This window comes from Pseudomonas sp. GT1P32, assembly GCF_054897805.1.
In genome coordinates, this window is the sequence record NZ_CM142704.1 from 384,412 (window position 1) to 411,244 (window position 26,833).

Genomic DNA, 26,833 nt, shown 5'->3' on the forward strand with positions numbered 1-26,833 from the left:
CTCTATTTGGCTAACTAAGCGGCAGTTTGGTTCAACTTGTTTTTCGGGTCCGCAAACGCAGAACCAAGAGTGTAGACAAACATCTTCCTGGTACTGTCATTTTTTTTAACAGGAATTTCGAACAGTTCGCGCCAGCAATATAAAGAGTGGGGGTTACAAGGAAAGTGCCAAAAGACAATGCGTAGGTAGTCAATAAAAAACACCATTAAAAACAGATAGATAGATAACTTATTTCAATAATGCATATGAATAGGCTATGTATTTATGCACCAAAATCAGGCGAGAGGCTATGTCGTTTTTTCGAATCGGCACTGGCGCAGTGCAACGCCAGCTTTACAGTTTTGTAATCAGGTCAATCAAGTTTTTCTTATGTTGTAAAGTTGCTGAAACACGTCAATTTTTTAATATAGGTTTTATTGGCGTTTTCATTGTGCGTGATAGTCAATCTCTTGGAGCTGCAAAATATGATCAAGCAATAAAAAACCGCATCAATGCGGTTTTTTATTGCGGTTGAAATGTGGGGGGATTAAAGGCTATTGGCCAGTTTTCCGGTGGAGAGGCGGCGCTTGTACGCGGTGTCGCGATTGGCCAGCCAGTAGTAGAGCGGCGAGGTGATGATCAGGCCCACCAGCCAGGACAGGTCAGCCCCATTGATGTGCTCCGAAATCGGCCCGACGTACAGCGGGGTGTTCATGAACGGAATCTGCACCACGATCCCGATCGCATACGCCAACAGTGCCTGCGGGTTGTACCGGCCATAGATGCCGCCATCGACTTTGAAAATCGAATTGATGTCGTACTGGCCTTTGTGGATGGCGTAGAAGTCGATCAGGTTGATCGCGGTCCATGGCACCAACACCACGAGCAACACCAGCACCATGTCGACGAAGTGGCCGATGAAGTTGGCGGAGGCGCCGACGGCGGCAAAGCAGCAGGCGGCGAGGAGGATGATCGACAGAAAGGCGCGGCTTTTGGCGGTGGGGATCCAGCGGTAGGCGAAGGTTTGCACCAGGGTGATCAGCGACAGCACAGCGCCGTAGAGGTTGAGGGCGTTGTGGCTGATGACGCTGAGCAGGAACAGCACGAGCATCAACGGGCCGATGGAGCCGGTGGCGAGTTTGACGGCGTCCATGGTGTCCATGCCGACGGGCGTGGCGAGGACGGCAACGGCGCCGAAGATGAACGAAAGACTGGAACCGAGCACGGTGCCCAGATATGTCGTCCAGAACGTTGCGGCGACGGGCACGTTGGCCGGTAGGTAGCGCGAGTAGTCGGAGACGTAAGGCGCGAAAGCGATTTGCCAGAGCGCGGCAAGGGATACGGTGGCGAGCCAACCGGAGATATTGAAGCTGCCGCGTGTGAGGAAGTCGGCGGTCTGCACGTGAGTGAAGATGTAGCCGAAGCCGAGCACGATACCCGCGCCGAGCACCCAGGTGCCGATGCGGTTGAGCACGTGGATGAAACGATAGCCAATGATGCCGATGATGCCGGAGCCGAGGGCGCCGATGACGATGCCCACCGGCACCGGCACGCTGTCGACCACGCCATGCAGGGACTTGCCGGCGAGGACGATGTTGGAGGCAAAGAAGCCGATGTACATGATGCCGGCGATCAGCACCACCAGCAGCGCGCCGAGGGAGCCGAACTGGGCGCGGCTCTGGATCATTTGCGGGATGCCCATCTGCGGGCCTTGCGCCGAGTGCAGTGCCATCAACACGCCGCCGACCAGGTGGCCGACGAGGATGGCGACAATGCCCCACACCAGGTTGAGGTGAAACATCTGCACGCCAAGGGCGCCGGTGACGATGGGCAGCGGGGCGATGTTGCCGCCGAACCAGAGGGTGAACAGGTCACGGGTTTTGCCGTGGCGATCTTCGGGTGGCACGTAGCCGATGGTGTGTTTTTCGATGAGCGGGGCGGGGGCTGTTGCTGCGGTAACCATGACGGACTCCAAGGCAATTTTGAGTACGTGGACGTACTTCGGTGAGCGCCGCGTGGGGCGACGCTTTTCTTGTTGGAGTTGATGATGTGCGGTGGGGTGGGATAGATAAATTAGTAGTTTTGTTGGTACAGACGTTAAAAAAAGTAGGCCGCCGGGCAGCCGAAAAACCTGTAGGAGTGAGCCTGCTCGCGATGGGTGAGTGTCATTCAACACAGGTGTTGAATGTTAGTCCGCCATCGCCAGCAAGCCGGCTCCTACAGGGTTGTTTGGGGTGTTCGGGATCGTTGCATCACCACACAACCTGTAGGAGCCGGCTTGCCGGCGATAGCGATTGTGAGACCGCCATCGCCAGCAAGCTGGCTCCTACAAGGTTATTTGGGGTGTTCGGGATCGTTGCATCACCACACAACCTGTAGGAGCCGGCTTGCTGGCGATGGCGATTTTGAAGGCGCCATCGCCAGCAAGCTGGCTCCTACAGGCTGATGAACGCGAGCATTCGTTGCAGCATTTCATCGCAGCGGTTCAATTGTTCGAGGCTGACGAACTCATCCGGTTTATGGCCCTGATCCATACTGCCAGGTCCGCAGACAACGGTGGGGATTCCTGCGGCATCGAACAGGCCGCCCTCGGTGCCGAAGGCCACTGTTCCAAATTCCCTGGAGCCGGAAAATGCAGCGATCAACTCAGCCGCTTCGCTGTGTGCATCCGTTGCCAATCCGGGATACGCCGACAACTCACTGAAGCGAATCTCACTCTGTTCACTTACCGCACGCATTCGCGGCAGCACTTGCTGCTCAGCGTAAGCTTTCAATTGCTGGGCGACTTCACTTGGATCATGCGAGGGCAACGCGCGGATTTCGAAGTCGAACCGGCAATCGGCCGGGACGATGTTCAAGGCTTTGCCACCGGAAATCACACCGGTTTGTACGGTGGAAAATGGCGGGTCGAAACGCGCATCGTGATGCTCGGACGCTTTGAGTCGGTTGCCAATCCGTCCCAACTCACCGATCAATTCGGCGGCGTACTCAATGGCATTGACCCCAAGCGGCGCATACGCCGAATGGCACGCTTCACCGTGAATATCGCAGCGCATCGCCAGTTTTCCCTTGTGCCCGAGCACCGGTTTCAGTTCGGTCGGCTCGCCAATGATGCACAGCATCGGTTTGACCGGGCGTTGTTCCAGCTCCGCCAGCAAGGAGCGTACACCGAGGCAGCCGACTTCCTCATCGTACGAAAGCGCTATGTGCACCGGCAGTCGCAACGAGGCGTTCACCAGGGAGGGAACGATGGCAAGCACGCAAGCAATGTAGCCCTTCATGTCCGCCGTACCGCGACCATACAACTTGCCATCGCGCTCGGTCAGTTCGAACGGCGCAACGGTCCACGGCTGGCCATCGACGGGCACCACATCGGTATGTCCCGAGAGCACGATGCCCGGCTTGTCCGCCGGGCCGATCGTGGCAAACAGATTGGCCTTGCTGCGCTGCTCGTTGTAGATCAGTTCACAAGGCACATCGAGACTCGCGAGATAGTCGCGGACAAACTCGATGAGCTGCAGGTTCGATTCGCGGCTTGTGGTGTCGAACGCCACCAGGGTTTGCAGCACGTCGCGGCTGCTGCTCATCGGTCGTCTCCGGCGACGCCGTAGCCGGGGGATTTGTCCGGGGCGAGGGCGCGGTCGATGTAGTCCTGGACTTGTGGGCGGTAGGCATCCCAGAGTTTTTCGAGCTGACCGATTGGATCGTTGTCCGCCCAGTCGACCCGCAGGTTGATGATCGGCCAGGTCAGTTCGCCGACCACCACCATCGCTGCCGAATGCACCGGCCCGGCTTCGCCACCAGCGGCGATGGCGGCTTTCATCGCGGCGAGCAGGCGGTCGGCCAGTTGACCTTCGCCGTGTTCGAAGGCTTCGACCATCGCCTCGATCACGCCCCGGTCCGCAAGCATGTTGCCGGCGGCCACACATTGTTCGCCGTACACGGCGTTGTGGTTGCCCAGGGTTTGCGCGCCGCTGAAGTGGGCGGTCTGGCCGAGGTGGTCGATGGCGGTGATCTGCCGGTATTGGCTGTAGCCGTTGCGCGTGAGGACCTTGTCCAGCGCATCGAAGGGGGCGAGGCCTTGCTCCATCAGGGCGAGGACGTCCGGGCCGAGGGAGGGCAGGGTGATGTTTTGCGTGGAGACGGCGCCGACGCCCGGCAGCAGCCACGGGCAGCGGGCGCCGACGGCGATGCTGGAGGAACTGATGGCGATGCCGAACTGACCGGTTTCGGGGCAACGGGCGGCGATGGAAAAGGTCATGGGATTTCTCCTTGGCAAATGAGGTGTCTGGGCGGGCCTCTTCGCGAGCAGGCTCGCTCCCACAATTGGATTTGTGTCGTACACAATTCCGTGACCACTGAAGATCCCCTGTGGGAGCGAGCCTGCTCGCGATGGCCGCGACTCGGTCTGGTTCCTTACTCGGGAATCACCGCAATCACATCAATCTCCATCAACCACTGCGGTTGCCCCAACGCCGACACCACCAACCCGGTAGAAATCGGAAACACGCCTTTCAACCACTTCCCGACTTCCTGATACACCGGCTCGCGATACCGCGGGTCGATCAGGTAAGTCGTGGTTTTGACGATGTGACTGAGGTCGCTGCCAGCCTCTTCCAGCAACTGCTTGACGTTGCGCATGGCTTGCTCGGTTTGCGCACGCGGGTCACCAAGGCCTACCAGATTGCCTTCGAAATCAGTCCCGACCTGGCCGCGGACATAAACCGTATTGCCGGCGCGGACCGCCTGGCACAGGTCATTGTCCAGGCTCTGGTTCGGGTAGGTTTCCTTGGTGTTGAACATGCGAATACGGGTATGGGTTGGCGTGGACATGTGAAGCTCCTGGGAAATGGCTTAAGCGCTGACGGTTTTTTTAGGTACGAGCGAAACAAATTCCGCCTCGCGTTGCGCCGCATCGTGGTAGTCGAGGTACGAACGCTGAATGGCGATGTGATCCGCCACGTACTTGGCGTCATGCCAAACGCCCCAGATGAACGAAGATCCGCGACGGGATTGCCAAGGCAAACCGAGGAAGTACACCCCCGGTTCGCTCGACACACCGCGTTGATGCTGCGGCTTGCCCTTGTCGTCGAAGGCGTCCACCTTCAGCCAGCTGTAGTCCGTGGCAAAACCGGTGGCCCAGATGATCGAGGTCACGCCGGCCTTGGCCAGGTCCAGCTCAAGAATCGGATGGGTCACGCAGTCCGGATCGGGGAAGGTGATGCGTGCTTCCGGTTCTTGCGGCAGGTCCAGGCCATTGCGTTCGATGTAGACGTCGGCGGCGTTGAGCAGCGCCAGATAATTTTCGTCACCACGCGCCAGGTTCTCGGCCAGGTTCGGCTGGAAGGTCGCCACGCCGCCGTTGAACGCCTGGGTCAGGCCGACCAGCGTCATGCCGCGATGAGCGAGGCCACGGAAGTCCACCGTACGGCCGCCATGTGCGCCGCTGACCGCGATGGTCACGTGTTCGCGACCGGGCTTCATCGCCGCTTGATCCCACTCGCCAAGCACCCCCAGCCACCAGCAGAAATCACGGTTGCGATAGGCGCGAGGCGGGCGGTCGTGGGCGCCGACGGAGAGGTAAACCTGCTTGCCGGCCCGCTGCAATTCATCGGCGATCTGCACGCCGGACGAGCCCGCGCCAACCACCAGCACTGCGCCTTCAGGCAGTTGCTGCGGGTTGCGATAATCGGCGGAGTGGATCTGCAGGAAGGGCTGATCCTGCGGCGCAATCGGCGGAATCACCGGCCGCTGGAAAGGCCCGGTAGCGGCGACCACACGGTTGGCCTCGATCACGCCTTCAGAGGTTTCGATGGTGAAACCCGGACGGCCAACGTTGCGTTCAACTTTCAGCACGTCCACGCCGGTGCGGATCGGCGCGTTGAATTTCTTTGCGTAGGCTTCGAAGTAATCGGCCACACGCTCTTTCGGTGCAAACTCGTCGGGGCTCAGGTCGTCAAAATCAAGGCCCGGAAAACGGTCGTGCCACGCCGGACCATTCGCCACCAGCGAATCCCAGCGCCCGGTGCGCCAGCGCTCGGCGATACGGCTGCGCTCCAGCACCAGGTGCGGCACGCCGAGTTTGCTCAGGTGTTCACTCATGGCCACGCCAGCCTGACCGGCACCAACAATCAGCGTATCTGTTTTTATTTTTTCAGTGGTCATCTCTATACCCTTCGAGTTGGATTTAGGTCGCGAACGGCCTGCCATTTCTTGGGCTCAAGACTAGGGATGACCCTGTTATCGGTAAAATATTATTAAGCTGGCATTTGAGTATAAATAACTGATGCAGAGCGTTTGACTCAGCGCCTGTTGAACCTCCACGCTGAAATATGGTTGTATGGTGCAACTAATTTTCAGGGGAGGCCTGAAGTGACCACTCATCCCGCTCTGGTTGAAGAAATCCGCTCTGCGTCGCGCACGATGGTGCGTGAGTTGGGCTTCATGCGCGCCACGCTGGCGGCGACCGACTACTCGCCTTCAGCCGTACACACGCTGCTGGAAATCGAAGCACACCTGGCGCTGACCGCCGCTCAACTCGTGCAATTGCTCGATCTGGACAAGTCCAGTGTCAGCCGCATGGTGGCCAAGCTCATCAAGGCCGGCGAGCTGGTGGAAAGTGCCGACAGCGATGGTCGCGTCAAGCGCCTGCAATTGACGAAGCAGGGCCGGCGCACGGTGGCTGCGATCCATGCTTACGGGCGAACGCAAGTCCAAACGGCGCTGGAACACTTGAATCCATCACAACAACAAGCGGTCGCCCAGGGGCTGGCGGCGTATGCCCACGCCCTGAATGCACACCGTACCGGCGAAGGTAAAGCGCCGGGCAACCCGGTCGAGATCAGCGCCGGTTACCGTCCTGGCGTCGTTGGGCGTGTGACTGAAATGCATGCCGCCTTTTACGCGAGGCACTCAGGGTTCGGGCAGTTCTTCGAGAGCAAGGTCGCCAGTGGCATCGCTGAGTTCGTGGGGCGTCTGGACCAGCCCTGCAACAGCCTCTGGGTGGCGACAGTGAATGATCGCATCGTCGGCTCGATCGCCATCGACGGGCAGGATCTGGGCAACAACCAGGCCCACCTGCGCTGGTTCATCCTTGACGACGGTTGCCGTGGTGGCGGGGTTGGTCGTCAGTTACTGCGCGAGGCGGTGGAGTTCTGCGACCGGTTCGGCTTCGAGGCGATTGAGCTGGCAACGTTCAAGGGTCTGGAGGCCGCGCGTCGACTTTATGAAGCCGCAGGTTTTGAGCTGACCCACGAACAACAAGGCAGTCAGTGGGGCAGCGTGGTGACTGAACAGCAATTCACCCGCCGCAGGGGAGGCGCAAGTCACCCGGTGAAGCTGTAAACTCCCCACACTTTTTACTTCCTCGAACAAGAGAACCCCATGGCGAACCAAGACATCACCTTCACCCCTGATCCCGACGCGGATTCCATCTCCTCTGACGTTACCGGTTTCAACGGCATCCTGGTCTCCACGCAGATCCCGACCCGCGCCGACGGCAGCCTGGAACTGGGCGACATCACCCTGCAGAGCGAATGCACGTTGCAGGCATTGAAGGTTGCGCTGGAGCGCGCCGGCAGTTCCATGGACCGCGTCATGCACCTGACCATCTACCTCACCGACATGGCCGACCGCGCCGCGTTCAACGAGGTGTACAAGCGCTTCTTCGCCAAACCGTGGCCGGTGCGTGCGGCTGTTGGCGTGGCGTCGCTGGCGGTTGAAGGCATGCGTGTGGAAGTGACCGCGATGGCAGCCAAGGGCTGAGCAAAATGGTAGGAGCAGCCGGTCGACGCTCGATTGCTCGCGATGAACTCAGGCGCAACGCGTTTATTCAGAAAGCCCGCGTTATCGTTGACCTCCATCGCGAGCAGGCTCGCTCCTACAGGGAAAGTGTTGCGCATTTTCATCACATTTATGTGATTTTGGTATTAGTTCTATCCGATTAGTACTGTTTATCAATCAATAGCCTAAGGGTAAGTTGCTTCTCTGCGTTTTCTCGCCGAGAGCACCCCATGACCCATCCCGTTATTCTCTATCGTGTTTCAGCCCTGGCAAAGGCAGGCACCCTGTGCTTTGCCCTGTGCACCTCAGCGGTCGCCGAAGCGGACCAGCGCAGTCCGCTGGTTATCAAGGAGCAGGGCAGCGTGATTGCCGGCGGGAGGGTTGAGACTCAGCCGGGCATCTTTGACCCCTACAAGCCTGCCCTGTCTGATGGCCAAAGCTACCATGGCGACCATGTGTATGCGTTCTACCAGGTCCCGGTTGACGCCCGCCCGTTGCCGATTGTCATGTGGCATGGCGCGGGGCAGTCTGCGAAATCCTGGGAAACGACGGCTGACGGACGTGAAGGGTTTCAGAACATCTTCCTGCGTCGTGGCTTCTCCACCTGGTTGATCGACCAGCCGCGCCGTGGCGATGCAGGACGCAGTCTGGTTGAAACGACGATCAAGCCGGTTGCGGACGAGCAGATGTGGTTCAACCAGTTCCGCATTGGCCTGTGGCCCGACACTTTCGAAGGCAGCCAATTCCCTCGTGGGCCGCAGGCGCTGGAGCAGTTCTTCCGCTCGATGACACCCAACACCGGTCCTTATGACATTGAGGTCGTATCCGATGGCGTATCCGCGCTGCTGGAAAAGACAGGACCGGCCATTCTGTTTACCCACTCGCAAGGTGGCGGGCCCGGTTGGCTGACGGCGATCAAGAGCCACAATGTGCGGGCTATCGTCGCATTTGAACCGGGCAGCAGCTTTGTGTTTCCGGAAGGCGAGATTCCCGCGCCGATCCCCAGCGCGTTCGACACAGTCTCGGCACAGACCGTCTCGAAGACGCAGTTCGAAGCGTTGACCCGTATCCCCATCCTCATCTTCTACGGCGACAACATCCCTGACAAACCGGTTCGTTTGCCGGCTCAGGACAGTTGGCGCGCGCGACTTGAGATGGCGCGCCTGTGGCGTGATGCGGTGAATCGCCATGGCGGTGACGTCAGGCTCATCCACTTGCCGGAGATCGGGATCAAGGGCAATAGCCACTTCCCGTTCTCGGACATGAACAACATCGAGATCGCGGATCTGGTTTCGACCTTCCTCGCAGAAAAAGACCTTGATTGATGACGCGCACGGCCATGGCTGCCGTGCACCTTGGAAACTGAAATTGACGGGATATTCATATGACGCGAACCACGATAAAGGCCACATTCCTGGCCGCCATGATCGGAATGTCCGGAGCCGAAGCAGAGGCCGGGGACTACAAGCAGAATCCATTCACATTGACCTACGGTGGCGCGTTGACTAAGAACGAGCCCGGCAAGGTCAACATCCATCCGGTCACCTACAAACTCGATGGCCTGGACATTGCCGCCAACGTTTACACCCCCGCGAACTATGACTCGGCGAAGAAGTACCCGGTTGTTGTCGTGGCGCATCCCAATGGCGGGGTGAAGGAGCAAGTCGCAGGCCTGTATGCCCAGCGTCTGGCAGATCAGGGTTACATCACGATCACTGCGGATGCGGCGTATCAGGGAGGCAGTGGCGGTCAGCCGCGCAACGTCGACAAACCGGCGAACCGCGTCGAAGACATCCATGGAATGGCGGATTTTATCGCCGGCTATCCGGGCGCCGACGGCTCGCGTTTGGGCTTGCTCGGTATCTGCGGCGGTGGCGGCTATTCATTGAAGGCGGCGCAAACCGACAAGCGCTTCCAGTCCATCGCAACGGTGAGCATGTTCAATTCCGGGCTGGTACGGCGCAATGGCTACAGGGATTCGCAGCTGTCCACCGTTCAGGAGCGTTTACAGCAGGCTTCGGTCGCACGTGCCCAGGAAGCGGCAGGCGGAGAAGTTCTCTACACCGGCGATGCCAAACTCACCGACGAGCAGATCGCCAGGCTGCCATTTGATTTGTATCGGCAGGGTTTTGAGTACTACGGCAAGACTCATGCTCACCCCAACTCGACCTTCAGATACACCTTGAGCAGCCTGCTGGACCTGATGAGCTTCGATGCGACGGATCAGATCGAACTGTTCGACAAGCCGTTGCTGATGATCGCAGGCAGCAAGGCGGACAGCCTGTATATGTCGGAGCAAGCCTTTGCCAAGGCCACCGGTACTCAGGACAAGAAGCTGTTCACCATCGATGGCGCGACGCATATCGAAACCTATTGGGTGCCTGAGTATGTGGACGTCGCCATTGCGCAGTTGAACGCGTTCTACGCCAGAACGCTCTGACTTGAGGGATCGGTCATTATGAAAAACACTCTTTTGGGGATCGCGGTTTGCGTCGCAGCGCCCTTCGCCAGCGCTGCGGGTGCTGAGAATGCCGGTGAGTCCCGGTCCGTTCAGCAGATCAGTCGCGCAGGCTCCCAGTCTTCCACAGCGGGACCGGCGGATTATTTTACCGGGCAAGTGCGCGTCGACCCCTTGTTCCCCGTCACGAATGAAATCAATGCGTCCAGCGCCTACGTGACCTTCGAGCCGGGTGCGCGTTCGGCCTGGCACACCCATCCCGCAGGCCAGCGATTGGTGGTGGTTTCCGGTGTGGGCTTGACCCAGGAGTGGGGCAAGCCTGTGCAGGAAATTCTCCCCGGGGACGTGATCGTCTGCCCTCCGGGCGTCAAGCATTGGCACGGTGCCGCACCGTCAAGTGCCATGACCCACCTGGCGGTGACCGGTGCTGTGAATGGCAAAAGTGTGGATTGGCTGGAGAAAGTCACCGACGATCAATACCACGCCCACGAACCCGTGACGCCGACATCAATGTCCACCGAAAATCTCGCTTCCGAGGTGCTGTCCGCGAGGCAGCAAGCCATCCCGCTGATTGCTGCCCACATGGCCAGCAGCAACATGCCGGGGCTGAATGCTGCATTGAATCAGGGGCTGGACGCGGGCCTGACCGTCAGCGAGGCGAAGGAAATACTGGTGCAGCTCTACGCCTACACCGGTTTTCCCCGCAGTCTCAACGCACTTGGCGAACTGATGAGGGTTGTGGAGGCGCGCAAGAAAAACGGCATCCAGGACGATCCGGGGCGCGAGCCCGGTCGCGTCATTCCCACCGGTGGTGAGCTGCTGGCGGTGGGCAAGGCCAATCAGACCCGCATTGCCGGTGCGCCTGTTCAGGGCCCGCTGTTCGACTTTGCACCTGTCATCAACCAGTACCTGCAGGCGCATTTGTTCGGCGATATTTTCGAGCGCGACAACCTGGACTGGCAAAGTCGTGAGTTGGCCACGGTCGCCGCGTTGGCCGTCACTCCCGGTGTGGAGTCGCAGCTGCGTTCGCACATGGCCGCGAGCCTGCGGGTCGGCCTGAGCATTTCGCAATTGCGCCAATTGGTCCGGCTGCTGGCGGAGCAAGGTCATGCCGATGCGGCCAAACGTGCCGACGAGGCGCTGAATGCTGCCCAGGCAAATCAGCCCAAATAGCGCAGGGCTTCGCGCAGCAGTGTGAAGGCGGGTGAGCTCTGGCGCCGGCTCGGGTAGTAGAGGTGGTACCCGGAGAACGGTTCGCACCAATCTGCGAGTACCCGAATCAACCGGCCTTGCGCAATATGCTCCTGCACCAGGTCTTCGGGCATATAGGCCAGCCCCAACCCTTGAAGGGCGGCCTCCATGCGCATGGCGATGTTGTTGAACACCATTTGGCCTTCGACGCGTACGTTCAGTTCTTGCCCATCCTTCTCGAACTCCCAGAGAAAGAGGCCGCCGTAAGTCGGCATGCGCAAGGTTATGCAGTTGTGTTGCATGAGGTCGCTCGGGATGTCTGGCTTTGAATGCCGGGCGAAATACGCCGGGGAGCCGACAACCGCCATGCGCATGTCGGGACCTATGCGCATTGCGATCATGTCTTTGGCGACTTGTTCACCCAGCCGAACGCCGGCGTCGAAGCCCTCCGCCACAATGTCAGTCAGGCCGTAGTCGACGATGATTTCGATATTGAGATCGGGATTGTCGGGCAGCAGCTTCGCGAGTACCGGGTGCAGGATCGTAATCGCGGAATGTTCACCGGCGGTAATACGCAGTTTGCCTGCGGGCTTGTCGCGGAATTCGCTGAGCAATGCCAGCTCGATGTCGATCTCTTCGAACCTTGGGGCGATCACTTTCAGCAGATGCTCGCCCGCTTCCGTGGGGGATACGCTGCGCGTGGTGCGAGAAAGTAACCTGACCCCCAGTCGCTCCTCCAACTGGCGCATGGCCCGGCTCAATGCGGGCTGTGACATGCCCAGCCTGGCAGCGGCGCGGGTGAAACTGCGCTCCTGCGCCACGGCCGAGAAGATCGCGAGTTGGTCGTAGCTTTCAACGGTCATTTATACGTCCCTGGGTCACGTTTCCAAAGAGGAACGAGGAGCTTACCTTGAGGCCTGCGAAAACGCTTTGCAGGATGTCGAAAGACCGCGTCACGTCAGGTTGTTCAGCAGCCACTCGATGAAGCTTCGCGCCAACGGATTGTTCTCACTGTCCCGATGCGTCAACAACGCCCAGTTCGGCCCACGAATGGTTTCCTCCACCAACGGTTGCAGCAATCCGTTGTCACGCGCCTGCCGACTCAACAGCTGGCTGACCAGCGCAATCCCTAACCCCGCGCACGCCGCGTCCAGCAGCAATCCGGGGTCGGAAAAATTCAAGCCCTGATCCTTCTGTCCCACATCGATGCCGGCCTCGACGTCCCAATGGCTCCAGTCCATTTCCCGCTCGCCGTGCAGGGTGGTGCGCTGTTCGATGGGCACCGCCAATACATCGGGGTGACACGCCGGGTAGAGGCGGTCTGCGTGCAGCACCTTGAAGCTGCATTCGGCCTGGGAGCTGATGTCATCGCGCACCGCGAGGTCGATGGTCTGGGTGGTCATGTCCGGGACTTCATCGGTGCTGAAAATCCACAGATCGACTTCCGGATGCTGTCGGCGAAAATCCCCAAGACGTGGCAGCAGCCAATGACGAGCGAACGTCGGCGTGGTGTTGAGCACCAGTTGATTGGGTTTCTGGTATTGCCCGAGGCGACGAATGCCGACCGACAATTGCTGCAGCAACGCCTGCGTGGTGCTGAGCAAATCGTGGCCGGCATCGGTCAGGCTGACGCTGCGCCCACTGCGAAAAAACAGCGGCTGTTCAAGGTACGCCTCAAGCGTTCGAATCTGCTGGCTGATCGCCGACTGGGTCAGGTGCAGCTCGTCGGCGGCCTTGTGAAAACTGCCCAGGCGGGCAGCTGCCTCAAAGCCGCGAAGGGTGCTGAGCGGGGGCCAGTGCTTGAGCATATTGATAAGTTCCTCTAATCACTTTTCTGCAAAATCCATCGTTTGTTCGCCCGTTTTTACAGCCGTAGCATGCATGCCAGGACCGCAAAGGTCATTTTCATTGAACACAATGACTTAACTCAAGGGCGATTGTCATGCAGCAGAACGAACTTCAGAACAGCGGCTGGTTGATGCCGGCAGAATGGGTAAAGCACGCAGCGACCTGGATGGTCTGGCCACACAATCAGGCACTCTGGGAGTCGGGTTGGCGCGTCACCCTGGCGCAAGTGCAAAAGGACTTCGCCGGGGTAGCCAACGCCATCGCCCGTTTCGAACCGGTGAAAATGGTCGTTGATCCGTCGGCTGTCGCGAGTGCCAAGGCGCTTTGTGGTCCGAACATCGAGCTTATCGAATTGGCGGTAAACGACAGTTGGTGCCGCGACTCCGGCCCAAGCTTCGTCTGCCACCCGCAACAAGGGCTGGCCGGTGTGAGCTGGCGTTTCAACGCGTGGGGCGGCAAGTCGGCGCACGATCTGGATGAAGGCCTGGCGCGCCGCGCACTCAATCACCTGGGCTTGCCGTGCTTCGGCACACCGCTGAGTAACGAAGGCGGGGCGATCCATGTCGATGGCGAGGGCACGCTGATCACCACCGAGTCGGTGTTGCTCAATCCCAATCGCAACCCCGGGATGACCAAGGCTGAAATGGAGGAGATTTTCACGCGTCTGCTGGGCGTGAAGAAAACCATCTGGCTGCCGGGTGATCCGGACTACGTGACCGGCGACATGACTGACGGCCATGTCGATGGTGTCTGCGCATTTGCGCGCCCCGGCGTGTTGTTGGTGGACGCGACCCACGACAAGCAGTCGGTGTATGCCGAAGTGGCCCGCGAGAACCGCCGCGCGCTGGAGCTGGCCACCGATGCCCAAGGCCGGAAGTTCGAGCTGATCGAACTGTATGAAGCCACCGATGCGGTGGACACTGAGGCGGAAGTGTTCTGTGCCTCCTACACCAATTTCTACATCGCCAACGACGCGATCATCATGCCGGCCTATGGCATCGATGCCGATAACGCAGCGGCCGAAGTGTTGGCTCAGGCGTTCCCTGGGCGTGAAGTGGTGCCGGTGCGGATCAACCATCTGGCCCATGGCGGCGGCGGGGTGCATTGCATCACCCAGCAGCAGCCTGCCTGGCCAGTGAAGGGTTGATGCCATGACCCTATTGACGATTGCCACCACCCAAATGCCTTGCACCTGGGACTTGCCGCACAACCTCGACCTTGCCGAGCAGTTGGTTCGCGAGGCCGCGGCCAAGGGCGCTCAGGTCATCCTGTTGCAGGAGCTGTTTGCCACGCCGTATTTCTGCATCGAGCAAAACCACAAACACTTGGCACTGGCCGAAGAATATCAATACAGCCGTGTACTCAAACGCTTTGCCGCGTTGGCCAAGGAGTTGGGCGTGGTGCTGCCGCTGAGCTGGTTCGAGAAGGCCGGCAACGCGTATTTCAATTCTCTGAGCGTGGCCGATGCCGACGGGCGCTTGTTGGGCGTGTATCGCAAGACCCACATCCCCAACGCCATCGGTTATCAGGAGAAGGAATACTTCAGCCCCGGCGATACCGGTTTCCGGGTTTGGGACACCGCGTTCGGGCGCCTCGGCGTGGGGATCTGCTGGGATCAGTGGTTCCCTGAGACCGCGCGTTGCCTGGCGTTGATGGGCGCTGAAGTCTTGCTGTTTCCCACCGCCATCGGTTCTGAACCTGGCTGCGCCGAGCTGGATTCCCGTGACCACTGGCAGATGACCATGCGTGGCCATGCGGCCGCGAATATCCTGCCGGTGGTGGCCGCCAATCGCGTCGGCCGAGAAGCGGCGACCACCGATCCGACCTTGCAAATGAACTTCTATGGCTCGTCGTTCATCTGCAATCACAAGGGCAAAATGCTCGCCGAGGCCGACCGTGACAGCACCGGCGTGCTGGTGCACAGCCTGGACTTGAGCGCCATGCGCGAAGAGCGCCTGAGCTGGGGCATCTACCGCGACCGTCGCCCTGAGATGTACGGGGCGCTGTTGAGTCAGGACGGTCGTCACCTTCATGCACGCTGGAACACTCAAGGAGTTTGATATGGGCATTGCGCACACGTTGTTGCTCGGCACCTTGGGGTTGGCACTGGCCTCGTCGTCGCTGCACGCCGAAGAGAAAACCCTCAGGCTGTACAACTGGGCCGATTATTTCGCCGAGGACACGCTGGCGAAATTCACCGCTGAAACCGGGATCAAAGTGATCTATGACGTCATGGATGGCAGCGAAACGCTGGAAGCCAAGATGCTCGCCGGTGGCAGCGGTTATGACCTGATCTTCCCCGGCGACACGGTGGCCGAACGCTTGATGCGCGCCGGGAGCCTGCTGCCGCTGGACCGCAGCAAACTCACCGCGCTGGACGACATCGAGCCCGGTTTGCAGAAACTGCGCAGGCAGTATGAAACCTCGAGTCAGGCCACCGTGCCTTACACGTGGGGCACCATCGGCCTGACCTATAATGATGAGCAGATCAAACAGCGCTTGCCCGATGCTCCAGTGAACAGCCTTGATATGTTGTTCAAGCCGGAACTGGCCGGCAAGTTTGCCGACTGCGGTATTTCGATGATCGACTCACCGGACGAAGTGCTCGCCGTGGTGCTCAATTACCTCGGTCGGGAACCGCGCAGCGCCAAGCCCGAAGATCTCGCGGCGGCGAGTGAATTGCTGATGAAACTGCGGCCACACATTCGCAAGTTCCAGTCGCAACCGGTGACCGATCTGGTGAACGGCAACCTGTGCGTGTCGCTCGGTTACAGCGGCGACATGACCCAGGCGCAACGGACGTCAGACAGCGCCGGCAAAAGCACCCGATTCGAGTACCGCATCCCCCGTGAAGGCACCACCGTGTGGATGGACACCATGGCCATTCCGGTCGATGCGAAACATCCGGAGTACGCTTATGCGTTCATCAATTTCGTCATGCGCCCGCAGAACATGGCCGCCATCAGTAACTTCACTGGTTACCCGACCTCCAATGCCAAGGCCCGTCCGGACGTCGATGCGAGCATGCGCAATAATCCTGATATCTATCTCGATGAAGCCACTTATGCACGGCTGATTCCGGGCAAGGACATTCCCCAGTCCGATATGCGCGCGCGGATGCGCACCTGGACCAAGTTCAAGACGGCCACCGCGAAATGAGTCAATTTTCAAAGGATCACTACATGTCGACGCGTCGCGAGTTCATCAAGCAGGTTTCGGTCGTGGCGGGGATGGGGGCGGTTGCCTCCATCGGTTTTGGCCTGATGCCTTTGTCCGTGCAAGCAGCCACCCAAGTCGGTTGGCGCATGCCGGATGAGGGCGATCGCCACGAGCGGGCCTTCATTGCTTTTGGTGCACAAGAGGCGATCTGGGAGGATTTCACCGCCGACGTGCAAGCGGCCATTGGCCTGATTGCGCGCACCATCGCCCGCCATGAACCGGTTACCGTTTTCTGTCGCGAACACGAGCGGAGCCTGGCCGAAGAGCATTGCGGCAAGAGCAACATCACCTACGTCGTCACCGAACTCGACGACATCTGGATGCGCGACATCGGCGCCAACTTTGTCATTGATGACAAGGGCGAACTTGGCGCCGTGGATTTCAACTTCAACGGCTGGGGCAACAAACAGCAGCACAGCGAAGATGCGCAACTGGCGGCACAGGTGGCCGATGCCACGGATGCGCGTTACCTGCGCAGCGAACTGGTAGGCGAGGGCGGCGGTATCGAAGTGGATGGTCACGGCACCGGGATCATGACCGAGAGCAGCTGGATCAATAAAAATCGCAACCCGGACTGGAGCAAGGCCGAGGTCGAGGAAGAGCTGAAAGCCCGCTTGGGCTTGCGCAAAATCATTTGGCTGCCGGGCATCAAGGGCAAGGACATCACCGATGCCCATGTCGATTTCTACGCCCGTTTCGTCAAGCCTGGCGTGGTGATCGCCAACCTCGACAACGACCCCGAGTCATATGATTACAAGGTCTCGCGGGCTCATCTGGAAATTCTGAAAAATGCCACCGATGCCGATGGCCGCAAGCTGCGGGTGCATACGGTGTCGCCGCCGCTCAATCCACGAAAGAGCAAATTCAACCGCAACAACCCGGACTTTGCAGCCGGCTATATCAACTACTTCGTGATCAACGACGCGGTGATTGCGCCGGAGTTTGGTGACAAGGCGGCAGATGCCAAAGCCTTTGATCTGTTGTCCAGGCTCTATCCGGAGCGAGAGGTGGTGCAGCTCAACATCGACGCGATCTCGGCCGGCGGTGGCGGTATTCATTGTGTGACCAGTCATCAGCCGTTGGTTTAGTCTGCGATGCTCCACTGCTTGAGCCTGGTCGGGAGCTTTGTATGAAGGTTGGCGTGATTTCCGATACCCATGGATTGCTCCGCCCTGAGGCCCTTGCGGCTTTGGAGGGATGTGAACGGATCATTCATGCGGGTGACATCGGAAGCTCCGAAATCCTTGAGCAGCTGGGGTCAATCGCTCCATTGCACGTCGTGCGCGGGAACAATGATCTTGATGCTCCCTGGGCAAAGGATCTTGCGGATTGCCTGCGTTTCGACTTGAACGGGTGGGAGGCGTTGCTGGTGCACGACATCGCTGATGTCCCGGTCGTGTTAGATGCCGGTATAAAACTGGTGATCACCGGCCATTCGCACAAGCCACGCATCGAATGGCGCGGCGAAGTGCTTTATCTCAATCCGGGCAGTGCGGGACGCAGGCGCTTCAAGCTGCCGGTGACATTGGCGTTGCTGGAGGTATTCGAGACGGCAATAGAGCCCCGCCTGGTCTCGCTGCTGGAGTGATGTGCGCGAAGCAACAATGGCTCGTTTACGGGATTGGGTGAGGCTCGGTCTTGCGTACACCGCTGCACTGTAGGAGCCGGCTTGCTGGCGATGGACTCACAGGCGTCGCGTTTATCCTGTAGAAACGCTTAATCGTTAACGACCATCGCCAGCAAGCCGGCTCCTACAGGGTTTGGGTGAGGCTGGGTCTTGTGTGCGCCGCTGCACTGTAGGAGCTGGCTTGCCGGCGATGGATTCACAGGCGTCGCGTTTATCTTGTAGATGCGCTTAATCGTTGACGACCATCGCCAGCAAGCCGGCTCCTACGGGATTGGGGTGAGGCTGGATCTTGTGTACACCGCTGCACTGTAGGAGCCGGCTTGCTGGCGATCCAGGCGACGCGGTGCATCGACGGACGTCGTCATATCTGCGCCAGCAACCAGGTACGGAACGCAATCAGCGACGGTAGCCTTTCGTTGCGCGGTGGATAGGTCAGGTAGTAACTGCGCTGGCTGGCGAAGGGTTGGTCCAGGCTGATCAACTCGGCGTTGGCCAGCTCGTCGGTCACCAGGATTCGTGGCACCAGACCGATACCAATGCCCGCTCTCACGGCCTGGATCAAGTGTGAAGTGAGTTCGAAGCTCGGCCCCAGCCGCATCATTCGATGGGGCAGGCCGTGGTGGCTGAACCACTCGCCCCAGACGTTGGCGTTGTTCGCGACGTTGAGCAGCGTCTGTCCGCCGATGCGTTCCGGGGTCCAGGCGTCATGGGCCTCGGCCGCTTCTGGAGAAATGATCACCATCAACTCTTCCGTGTGCAGGCGATGGCTGATCAGGCCCGGAGAGTCAGCCGTGCCGACGACGATCGCGGCATCGATGCCACTGGTTTCGAAGTCGATGGCTTCGATCCGGGAGTTGATGTGCACCAGCATGCCGGGATGGGTTTTGTAGAAGTCATGAAGGCGCGGCAACAACCACTTCGAACCGAACGTGGGCAGAGTGGCCAGGCGCAAGGTGCCGCTGCCTGATTGATAAGCCAGCGCCTGCAATGTGGCGCTGCGGATGCGCCCAAGCGCGTCGCTCATTTCCCGCTGGTAAAGACGACCGACGTCGGTCAATTGCACCTGCCGACCTTCGCGACGAAACAGCGTCAGGCCCAGTTGCTGCTCCAGCGCCTGGACTTGCCGGCTGACGGCGCTTTGGGTCAGTGACAACTCCAGCGCGGCGCGGGTATAGCTTTCATGCCGGGCGGCGGCTTCAAACGCCAGCAGCAAGGACATGGAAGGGGTGAGATGGCGGTAATTCATTCGTAAAAGTCATCGATAGCGGCAGGATTATCCGTTTGTTTGGCGTCGAAACCTGCAGGATCATTGGCTTCGCCGACGACCTGAGGCTGACCTATTAATGCTCAGGCGACAAGTATTTTGATTTCCGTGATTAGACCTACAAGAGATTTTCCAGCGATGATCGCCCAGTTGCCTACCGCTGCACCCGCCGCACAGTACCCGGAATTCCTCCAGGGCTTGCGTGCCGCCGGTTTCCGCGGTCAGCTCAGTGCCGACTACGCCACCCGCACCGTGCTGGCGACCGACAACTCGATTTACCAGCGTCTGCCGCAAGCGGCGGTGTTCCCACTGGATGCAGACGACATCGTGCGCATCGCAACATTGATGGCCGAACCGCGCTTTCGCCAGATCAAGCTGACCCCACGTGGCGGCGGCACCGGCACCAACGGCCAGTCGCTGACCGACGGCATCGTGGTTGACCTGTCGCGACACATGAACACCATCCTCGAAATCAACGTCGCCGAACGTTGGGTACGGGTGCAGGCCGGCGTGGTCAAAGACCAGCTCAATGCCGCGCTCAAACCTCATGGATTGTTTTTCGCCCCGGAGCTGTCGACGTCCAACCGGGCCACCGTTGGCGGCATGATCAACACGGACGCCAGCGGCCAGGGCAGTTGCACCTACGGCAAGACCCGCGATCATGTGCTGGAACTGCACAGCGTACTGCTCGGCGGTGAGCGCCTGCACAGCCAGCCTCTGTCCGATGTACAGCTGGAAGCTGCGTGTGCGCAACCCGGCCGTATCGGCGAGGTGTACCGCACCGCACGGCAGATCCAGGAAACCCAGGCCGAGCTGATTGAGACGGTGTTCCCCAAACTCAATCGCTGCCTGACCGGTTACGACCTGGCGCACCTGCGCGACGAACAGGGGCGTTTCAACCTCAATAGCGTGCTGTGCGGTGCGGAAGGTTCGTTGAGTTACCTCGTCGAAGCCAAGCTCAACGTACTGCCGATTCCCAAGTATTCGGTGCTGGTGAACGTGCGTTACAGCAGCTTCATGGATGCACTGCGCGATGCCAACGCGTTGCTGGCGCACAAGCCGCTGTCCATCGAAACCGTGGACTCCAAAGTGTTGCTGCTGGCGATGAAAGACATCGTCTGGCACAGCGTCGCCGAGTATTTCCCGACGGATGCCGAGCGCCCGACGCTGGGTATCAATCTGGTTGAGTTCAGCGGTGAAGACCTGTCGGAGGTGAATGCTCGCGTTGCTTCGTTCGTGACGCATTTGCAGGCCGATACGACGATCGAACGGCTGGGCCACACGTTGGCCGAAGGTGCTGAAGCGGTGACCCGTGTCTACACCATGCGTAAACGCTCCGTCGGGTTATTGGGCAACGTCGAAGGCGAGGTCCGCCCACAGCCGTTTGTTGAAGACACTGCCGTACCGCCCGAGAAACTGGCCGACTACATCACCGAGTTCCGCGCACTGCTCGACAGCCATGGCCTGGCCTACGGCATGTTCGGCCACGTCGATGCCGGCGTGTTGCATGTGCGTCCGGCACTGGACATGAAAGACCCGGCCCAGGCCGCGCTGGTCAAGCCCATTTCCGATGCCGTGGCCGAGCTAACCCGGCGTTATGGGGGACTGTTGTGGGGCGAGCACGGCAAGGGGTTGCGCTCGGAATATGTCCCCGATTTCTTTGGCGAACTGTACCCGGCGCTGCAATCGCTCAAGGGCGCGTTCGACCCGCACAATCAGCTCAATCCCGGCAAGATCTGCACCCCGCCGGATGCTGCCCAAGGCTTGCTCAAGGTCAACGAAGTGACGCTGCGCGGTGATCTGGATCGGCAAATCGACGAACGCGTGTGGCAGAGCTTCGGCAGCGCCGTGCACTGCAACGGCAACGGCGCTTGCTACAACTACGACCCCAACGATGCGATGTGCCCGTCGTGGAAAGCCACGCGGGAACGCCAGCATTCGCCGAAGGGCAGGGCGTCATTGATTCGCGAGTGGTTGCGCCTGCAAGGAGCGGCCAACATTGATGTGTTGCAAGCGGCCCGGGGCAAATTGTCGTGGTTGAGCGGGTTACCGGCACGACTGCGCAACAACCTGGCGCGCTCGCGCGGCGAGGCGGATTTCTCCCATGAGGTGTACGACGCCATGGCCGGCTGCCTCGCCTGTAAATCCTGCGCGGGACAATGCCCGGTCAAGGTCAATGTCCCGGAATTCCGCTCGCGTTTTCTCGAGCTGTATCACGGTCGCTATCAACGCCCGATGCGCGATTATCTGATCGGCTCGCTGGAGTTCACCATTCCCTATATGGCGTACGCGCCGGGTTTGTACAACGCGGTGATGGGGTCGAAATGGGTGAGTCGTTTGCTGGAGCGACACGTCGGCATGCTCGACAGTCCGCTGATTCACCGCTTCGACCTGCAGACCACGTTGACCCGTTGCAAAGTCGCTGTCGCCAGCGTGCCCGCCCTGCGCGAACTGACTGCCGCACAACGTGAGCGAAGCGTGGTGTTGGTGCAGGACGCCTTCACCCGCTACTTTGAAACGCCGCTGCTGGCGAGCTATATCCAGTTGGCGCATCAGTTGGGCTACCGCGTGTTTCTGGCGCCCTACAGTGCCAACGGCAAGCCTTTGCACGTGCAGGGTTTCCTCGGTGCATTCGCCAAAGCGGCGATCCGCAACGCCAATCAGCTCAAGGCCCTGACCGACTGTGGCGTGCCGTTGGTTGGCCTGGACCCGGCGATGACGCTGGTCTATCGCCAGGAATATCAGAAAGTGCCGGGCCTCGACGGCTGCCCGAAAGTCTTGCTGCCCCAGGAGTGGCTGGTTGATGTGTTGCCTGAAAGGTCCCGTCACGCGGCTCAGACATTCCGTTTGATGGCGCACTGCACCGAGAAGACCAACGTCCCCGCCAGCACCTCGCAATGGGAAACCGTGTTTGCCAGGCTTGGGCTGAAGCTGGTGACCGAGGCAACCGGCTGTTGCGGCATGTCGGGCACCTACGGCCACGAAGCGCGCAATCAGGAGACCTCACGGACTATTTTCGAGCAATCATGGGCGGGCAAGCTGGACCAGGCGGGTGAAGCGCTGGCGACGGGGTATTCGTGCCGCAGCCAGGTCAAGCGCCTGGCCAGCAAGCAACTGCGTCACCCGCTGGAGGTGGTGTTGGAGCATATGCTCGTTGAGTGAAGGGGGATTGAGTAATCCTGTGGCCATCATTCTGTGAGCCGCGAGGGGGGCGAAAGCACATGACGTTCGCAGGACCTCGCGGCTGATCGCGGTTGTTTTCACAACGGTACTCATCATTCAGAAGCGAGTGCGGCGGCCCCCTGTACCTGTTGGGTAGCGGCGGCCGTCTGGCGACCCACCTTGAACCATGCGGCGTACAACGCCGGGACGAAGAAGATCGTCAGTAGCGTTGCCACGGTAAGGCCGCCCATGATCGCAATGGCCATCGGCCCCCAAAACACACTGCGCGTCAGCGGGATCATTGCAAGCACGGTGGCCAGCGCCGTCAGCATCACCGGTCGGGCACGGTGAATGGCCGCGTCCAGTACAGCGTTCCATGGGTCGCGTCCTTCGGCGATCTCGATCTGCACTTGATCGATCAGGATCACTGCGTTGCGCATGATCATGCCACCCAGTGCGATGATGCCCAGGATCGCAACGAAGCCCAGCGGCGACTGGAACACCAGCAGCGCCGGCACCACACCGATCAGGCCCAGCGGTGCGGTCAGCACGACCATCCACATGCGGGAGAAGTTCTGCAATTGCAGCATGAGCAACAACAGGATGGTGATCATCATCAGCGGGGCCACCGCGAGCAGCGCCTTGTTGGCCTTGTCACTTTCCTCAACGGCGCCGCCCGTGTCGATGCGGTAGCCCGACGGCAGTTTCGCTTCGATGTCCTTAAGCATCGGCTGGATCTCCTGAGTCACCGATACACCTTGCTCGCCATCCTTCACGTCGGCACGCACCGTGATTGCCATATCGCGGTTGCGGCGCCAAAGCACCGGCTCTTCCAGCTCAGAGCGCACTTGTGCGACTTGCGACAGCGGTACAACTGTTCCCTGGCGCGTGTAGAGGTTGATGTCTTTCAGTGTGTCGAGGTTCAAGCGTTCCTCGGGTACGGCGCGGGCGACGATGTCGATCAGGTTTTCGTGCTCACGCAATTGCGACAGGGTTGCGCCGTTCATCACGGTCTGGGTCGCCAGCGATACGTCCGCCGGGGAGAGGCCGAGCGCGCTCGCCTTGTTCTGATCAAGTTCCACTTTCAGCGTGCGCACCGGGTCGTTCCAGTCGAGCTGGAGGTCGCGCACCTTCGGGTTGGATGCAACCACGTTCTCCACCTCGCGAGCGATCTGCCGCACCTTCTGGGTATCAGGCCCTACGACGCGGAACTGCACCGGGTAGCCGACAGGTGGCCCCAACTCGAGCCGGGTCACGCGCACCCACGCCTGCGGGAATTGTTGGTCTGCCGTGGCCACCAGCCGCGCACGTACCCGCTCGCGAGCATCCAGATCCTTGGTCATCACAACTAACTGGGCAAATCCCGGATTGGGCAGTTCGGGGTTGAGCGAGAGATAGAAGCGCGGCGCACCGGCGCCGGTGTAGGCGGTATAGAAACGCACGTCCTCGTCTTTCGCCAGGATCTCCTCCATGTGCTTGACCTGCTCGGTCGTCGCGGCGAACGAGGAGCCTTCCTTGACACGCAGGTCAATGACCAGTTCAGGACGCGAACTGTTGGGAAAGAATTGCTGCGGCACCAGCTTGATACACGCCAGAGCTAACACCAGGGCGCCAACCGTCGCACCGATGACCACCCAGCGGCGCTCAATGGCGGCGTCGATCAGGCGGCGCAGGGTACGGTAGAACTTTGTATCGTGCACATCACCGTGCTGGTGATTGCCCAAGTCGTTGGGTAGCATCTTGACCGCCAGGTACGGCGTGAAGATGCCGGAGCAGATCCACGAGAACAGCACCGCCGCGCCGACGATCCAGAAAATGCCACCCGCGTACTCGCCGGTGGTGGACTTCGAAAGGCCGATCGGCAGGAAGCCTACGACGGTGATCAGTGCGCCGGTCAGGCGCGGCATGGCAGTGGACTGATAGGAGAAGGCGGCCGCCTTCACGCGGTCCATGCCGGTTTCCATCTTCGCCACCATCATCTCGATGGCGATGATGGCGTCATCCACCAGCAGTCCCAACGCGATAATCAGTGAGCCGAGGGAGATGCGCTCGAGGTTCCAGCCCATCGCCAGCATCACCAGCGCCACGCCGCCCAGCACCAGCGGCACTGTGGCCGCGACCACAAGGCCTGCGCGCCAGCCCAGGCTGGCCAGGCTCACGGCGATCACGATGATCAACGCCTCGGCCAGCGCGCGCCCGAAGTCCAGGATTGCATCCTTCACCGTGGTGGGCTGGTCGGCCACGAGTTCCAGTTCCACGCCATGCGGGAGCTCCGACTGAATCTTGGCGACGGCCGTGTCCATCGCCTTGCCAAGGTCCACGATGTTGCCGTCGCTGGTCATCGTGATGCCGAGCATCAGCACTGGCTGGCCGTTGTGGCGGACCGTGTAGGTGGGCGGATCCTCGAAACCACGTGTAACGGTCGCAATGTCGCCGAGCTTGATCAACCGGCCGCCCGCGGCGATGGGCACATTGCGGATAGCCGCTTCGCTTTCGAACTGGCCGCTCACGCGCACCATGACGCGGTCGCCATGGGTGTCGACCTGGCCTGCGGGCAACATCGCGTTCTGGCTTTTGAGGCTTTCGGCGATCGCCAGCGGTGTAATGCCCAGCGCTGCGAGGCGCTCGTGCGAGAACTCGACGTAGACACGCTTGGCCTGTTTGCCGATGAGATCGATCTTTTTGACCATCGGCACCTTCAGCATTTGGCGCTTGATGTTCTCGGCCGCGTCCGTCAGGTCGGCGTGGCCGATGCCGTCGCCCTTTATGGCGTACATCAGGCCATACACGTCGCCGTACTCGTCGTTCAGAACCGGGCCTATCACACCGTCAGGCATCTCGAGGCTCAGGTCGTTGAGTTTCTTGCGCGCCTGATACCAGGCTTCGCGCTGGTCAGCTTTGGAAGTGCCGCCGCGCACGGTGAGCGTCATTCCCGCGTAGCCTTGTCGCGCGTAGGTGACCACCTTCTCGAAGTTGTCGATCTGCTCGAATTTCTTCTCCATGCGGTTGAGGACCTGGTCCTGCAACTGCTGGGCAGTGGCGCCCGGCCAGATGACCATGGCGGTCATGGAAGGCACGGAAAAGTTTGGATCCTCGAGTTGACCGAGCCTGGTGAAGCTGAAGGCACCGGCCACCGCGACAATGAGGAGCATGAACAGAACGATGGCGCGATGGCGCAGCGCCCAGTCGGTGAGGTTGAGATTGCTCATCGGGCGGCCTGCTGCGTGGTATTCGCGTCAACGATCGCCGCACCGGGGAGCGCGACTTTCAGTCCGGACGTCATCTTCTGAACGCCGGCGGTGATGATCAATGCACCAGCCTGCGGCCCGGAGACGAGCACCTCGTCGTTGCGGTAGCCCCAAACGGCCACACGCTCCAAATCGACGATGCCTACCGGATCCTTGCCCGTGGGCGTGACCACCCACAGTGCCGGCTGACCGCCGCTTTGCGTCAGTGCCGTGGCTGGCACTGCCGCCACAGAGACATTGGTCATTACACGCTCGGCCATCACCGTGGCGGTGGCGCCCAGCGGCAGCGCCTGCACCGGCTTGAGCCGCGCGCGATAAGTGCGCGTCTGGGCTGCCGCCTGCGGTGACAGCTCGCGCAGCGAGACATCGAAGACCTCGCTCGGCGAACTGGCCAGCGACGCCTTGAAGCGCGCGTCCTTGAAGACGGCTAGCTGGTCCTCGGGTACATCGATGACGATCTCGGATTCATCCGGGTTGGCGATCGAGACAACCGGTTGACCCTCCGGCACGACCTGCCCGGCCTCAAAGCGCACGGCCGTGACGACGCCGCTACGCGAGGCGCGCAATACGGTGTACTTGAGCCGGTTGCGCGCAAGTTCGAGCTTTCGTGCCTCGGCCTCGGCAGTCGCATGCGTGGTTTGGGCATTGGTCTGCGCGCGCTCGGCGTCGGCCGCACTGACCGAGCCGTCAGCCTTCAGCGCAGTCAGGCGCAGGCGGTCCGAGTCGGCCTGACGCGTCTGCTCGACGGCAACCGTCCACTGTTGTCGCGACGCTTCCTCGGCGAGGCGGTAGTCGCTGTCATCCAGCACAGCCAGTATGTCGCCTTCACGCACAAACTGGCCTACCTCGACCTTGCGCTGAGCGACCTTGCCACCCACGCGGAAGGCCTGGTCGACTTCATGTCGCGACTGTACGGTGCCCACGTAGCGACTGATGTCGCGAGCGTTGTCGTAGTTGATTTCAGCGGTACGCACCGGTCGTGGTGCCTGCACGACAGACTGGTCTGGACTACACGCGCAAAGCATGACGGCTACAGCCAGAGCGCTGGCCGCAGT

General features: G+C 60.3%; 22 protein-coding genes. 12 read left to right on the top strand and 10 right to left on the bottom strand.

The features are described from left to right. Window positions 1-289 precede the first annotated feature (289 nt). Window positions 290-514: a hypothetical protein gene (locus ACYZUC_RS01840; protein ID WP_461993055.1), complete on the top strand. Its 225-nt coding sequence runs from the start codon at window positions 290-292 to the stop codon at window positions 512-514. A gap of 12 nt (window positions 515-526) precedes the next feature. Here the strand turns inward: ACYZUC_RS01840 and ACYZUC_RS01845 are convergent, their stop codons facing one another. The 5 genes from ACYZUC_RS01845 to ACYZUC_RS01865 form a co-directional block, all read right to left on the bottom strand. Beyond that, entirely contained in the window at window positions 527-1,942 is a 1,416-nt protein-coding gene (locus ACYZUC_RS01845) for a purine-cytosine permease family protein (protein WP_461993057.1), read from the bottom strand. A 472-nt stretch (window positions 1,943-2,414) separates the two neighbouring features. Further along, window positions 2,415-3,566, bottom strand: a complete 1,152-nt coding sequence (gene argE, locus ACYZUC_RS01850) for an acetylornithine deacetylase (RefSeq protein ID WP_461993059.1) — start codon at window positions 3,564-3,566, stop codon at window positions 2,415-2,417. Next, complete coding sequence (locus ACYZUC_RS01855; RefSeq protein WP_461993061.1) at window positions 3,563-4,240, bottom strand: DUF1028 domain-containing protein; 678 nt, start codon at window positions 4,238-4,240, stop codon at window positions 3,563-3,565. The genes argE and ACYZUC_RS01855 overlap by 4 nt, the downstream gene beginning before the upstream one ends. Window positions 4,241-4,395: 155 nt before the next feature. Then, window positions 4,396-4,812 carry a RidA family protein gene (locus ACYZUC_RS01860; RefSeq protein ID WP_008027166.1) on the bottom strand — a complete coding sequence of 139 codons (417 nt, stop codon included), beginning with the start codon at window positions 4,810-4,812 and terminating at the stop codon, window positions 4,396-4,398. Between the two features lie 21 nt (window positions 4,813-4,833). Then, window positions 4,834-6,144 (bottom strand): flavin-containing monooxygenase, encoded by a 1,311-nt coding sequence (locus tag ACYZUC_RS01865; protein WP_461993063.1) that lies wholly within the window; start codon window positions 6,142-6,144, stop codon window positions 4,834-4,836. Between the two features lie 207 nt (window positions 6,145-6,351). On the opposite strand from ACYZUC_RS01865, the gene ACYZUC_RS01870 reads away from it, so the two are divergent. The 5 genes from ACYZUC_RS01870 (at window position 6,352) to ACYZUC_RS01890 (ending at window position 11,392) form a co-directional block, all read left to right on the top strand. Next, window positions 6,352-7,323, top strand: a complete 972-nt coding sequence (locus tag ACYZUC_RS01870) for a bifunctional helix-turn-helix transcriptional regulator/GNAT family N-acetyltransferase (protein WP_461993065.1) — start codon at window positions 6,352-6,354, stop codon at window positions 7,321-7,323. A gap of 39 nt (window positions 7,324-7,362) precedes the next feature. Further along, the gene (locus tag ACYZUC_RS01875; RefSeq protein WP_461993067.1) at window positions 7,363-7,743 is read left to right on the top strand and encodes a RidA family protein; all 381 of its coding nucleotides are present in this window, start codon (window positions 7,363-7,365) and stop codon (window positions 7,741-7,743) included. Window positions 7,744-7,991: 248 nt separating this feature from the next. After that, window positions 7,992-9,086: an alpha/beta hydrolase gene (locus ACYZUC_RS01880; RefSeq protein WP_461993069.1), complete on the top strand. Its 1,095-nt coding sequence runs from the start codon at window positions 7,992-7,994 to the stop codon at window positions 9,084-9,086. A gap of 59 nt (window positions 9,087-9,145) precedes the next feature. Beyond that, a complete protein-coding gene (locus ACYZUC_RS01885) occupies window positions 9,146-10,201 on the top strand; it encodes an alpha/beta hydrolase (protein WP_461993070.1) in 1,056 nt (351 codons plus the stop codon). Window positions 10,202-10,219: 18 nt separating this feature from the next. Then, window positions 10,220-11,392 carry a (R)-mandelonitrile lyase gene (locus ACYZUC_RS01890; protein WP_461993072.1) on the top strand — a complete coding sequence of 391 codons (1,173 nt, stop codon included), beginning with the start codon at window positions 10,220-10,222 and terminating at the stop codon, window positions 11,390-11,392. Here the strand turns inward: ACYZUC_RS01890 and ACYZUC_RS01895 are convergent. After that, the gene (locus ACYZUC_RS01895; protein ID WP_461993073.1) at window positions 11,380-12,273 is read right to left on the bottom strand and encodes a LysR family transcriptional regulator; all 894 of its coding nucleotides are present in this window, start codon (window positions 12,271-12,273) and stop codon (window positions 11,380-11,382) included. The two genes, ACYZUC_RS01890 and ACYZUC_RS01895, sit on opposite strands and share 13 nt — an antisense overlap. Window positions 12,274-12,363: 90 nt before the next feature. Further along, the gene (locus ACYZUC_RS01900; protein WP_008027147.1) at window positions 12,364-13,218 is read right to left on the bottom strand and encodes a LysR substrate-binding domain-containing protein; all 855 of its coding nucleotides are present in this window, start codon (window positions 13,216-13,218) and stop codon (window positions 12,364-12,366) included. Window positions 13,219-13,352: 134 nt separating this feature from the next. On the opposite strand from ACYZUC_RS01900, the gene ACYZUC_RS01905 reads away from it, so the two are divergent. The 5 genes from ACYZUC_RS01905 to ACYZUC_RS01925 are packed head-to-tail and all read left to right on the top strand — an operon-like array spanning window position 13,353 to window position 18,065. Further along, window positions 13,353-14,405, top strand: a complete 1,053-nt coding sequence (locus tag ACYZUC_RS01905) for an agmatine deiminase family protein (RefSeq protein ID WP_461993075.1) — start codon at window positions 13,353-13,355, stop codon at window positions 14,403-14,405. A 4-nt stretch (window positions 14,406-14,409) separates the two neighbouring features. Further along, complete coding sequence (gene aguB, locus ACYZUC_RS01910) at window positions 14,410-15,318, top strand: N-carbamoylputrescine amidase (RefSeq protein ID WP_461993077.1); 909 nt, start codon at window positions 14,410-14,412, stop codon at window positions 15,316-15,318. A 1-nt stretch (window position 15,319) separates the two neighbouring features. Next, window positions 15,320-16,417 (top strand): extracellular solute-binding protein, encoded by a 1,098-nt coding sequence (locus ACYZUC_RS01915; protein ID WP_461993079.1) that lies wholly within the window; start codon window positions 15,320-15,322, stop codon window positions 16,415-16,417. Window positions 16,418-16,440: 23 nt separating this feature from the next. After that, a complete protein-coding gene (locus ACYZUC_RS01920; RefSeq protein WP_461993081.1) occupies window positions 16,441-17,565 on the top strand; it encodes an agmatine deiminase family protein in 1,125 nt (374 codons plus the stop codon). A 41-nt stretch (window positions 17,566-17,606) separates the two neighbouring features. Beyond that, window positions 17,607-18,065 (top strand): metallophosphoesterase family protein, encoded by a 459-nt coding sequence (locus tag ACYZUC_RS01925; RefSeq protein WP_461993083.1) that lies wholly within the window; start codon window positions 17,607-17,609, stop codon window positions 18,063-18,065. 400 nt (window positions 18,066-18,465) lie between these two features. Here the strand turns inward: ACYZUC_RS01925 and ACYZUC_RS01930 are convergent, their stop codons facing one another. Then, entirely contained in the window at window positions 18,466-19,350 is an 885-nt protein-coding gene (locus ACYZUC_RS01930) for a LysR substrate-binding domain-containing protein (protein WP_008038922.1), read from the bottom strand. Window positions 19,351-19,506: 156 nt separating this feature from the next. On the opposite strand from ACYZUC_RS01930, the gene ydiJ reads away from it, so the two are divergent. Next, window positions 19,507-22,530 (top strand): D-2-hydroxyglutarate dehydrogenase YdiJ, encoded by a 3,024-nt coding sequence (ydiJ, locus tag ACYZUC_RS01935; RefSeq protein ID WP_461993085.1) that lies wholly within the window; start codon window positions 19,507-19,509, stop codon window positions 22,528-22,530. A gap of 113 nt (window positions 22,531-22,643) precedes the next feature. On the opposite strand, the gene ACYZUC_RS01940 is transcribed toward ydiJ, so the two are convergent. Continuing rightward, window positions 22,644-25,739 (bottom strand): efflux RND transporter permease subunit, encoded by a 3,096-nt coding sequence (locus tag ACYZUC_RS01940; protein ID WP_461993087.1) that lies wholly within the window; start codon window positions 25,737-25,739, stop codon window positions 22,644-22,646. Next, the gene (locus ACYZUC_RS01945; RefSeq protein WP_461993089.1) at window positions 25,736-26,752 is read right to left on the bottom strand and encodes an efflux RND transporter periplasmic adaptor subunit; all 1,017 of its coding nucleotides are present in this window, start codon (window positions 26,750-26,752) and stop codon (window positions 25,736-25,738) included. The genes ACYZUC_RS01940 and ACYZUC_RS01945 overlap by 4 nt, the downstream gene beginning before the upstream one ends. Window positions 26,753-26,833: the final 81 nt, after the last annotated feature.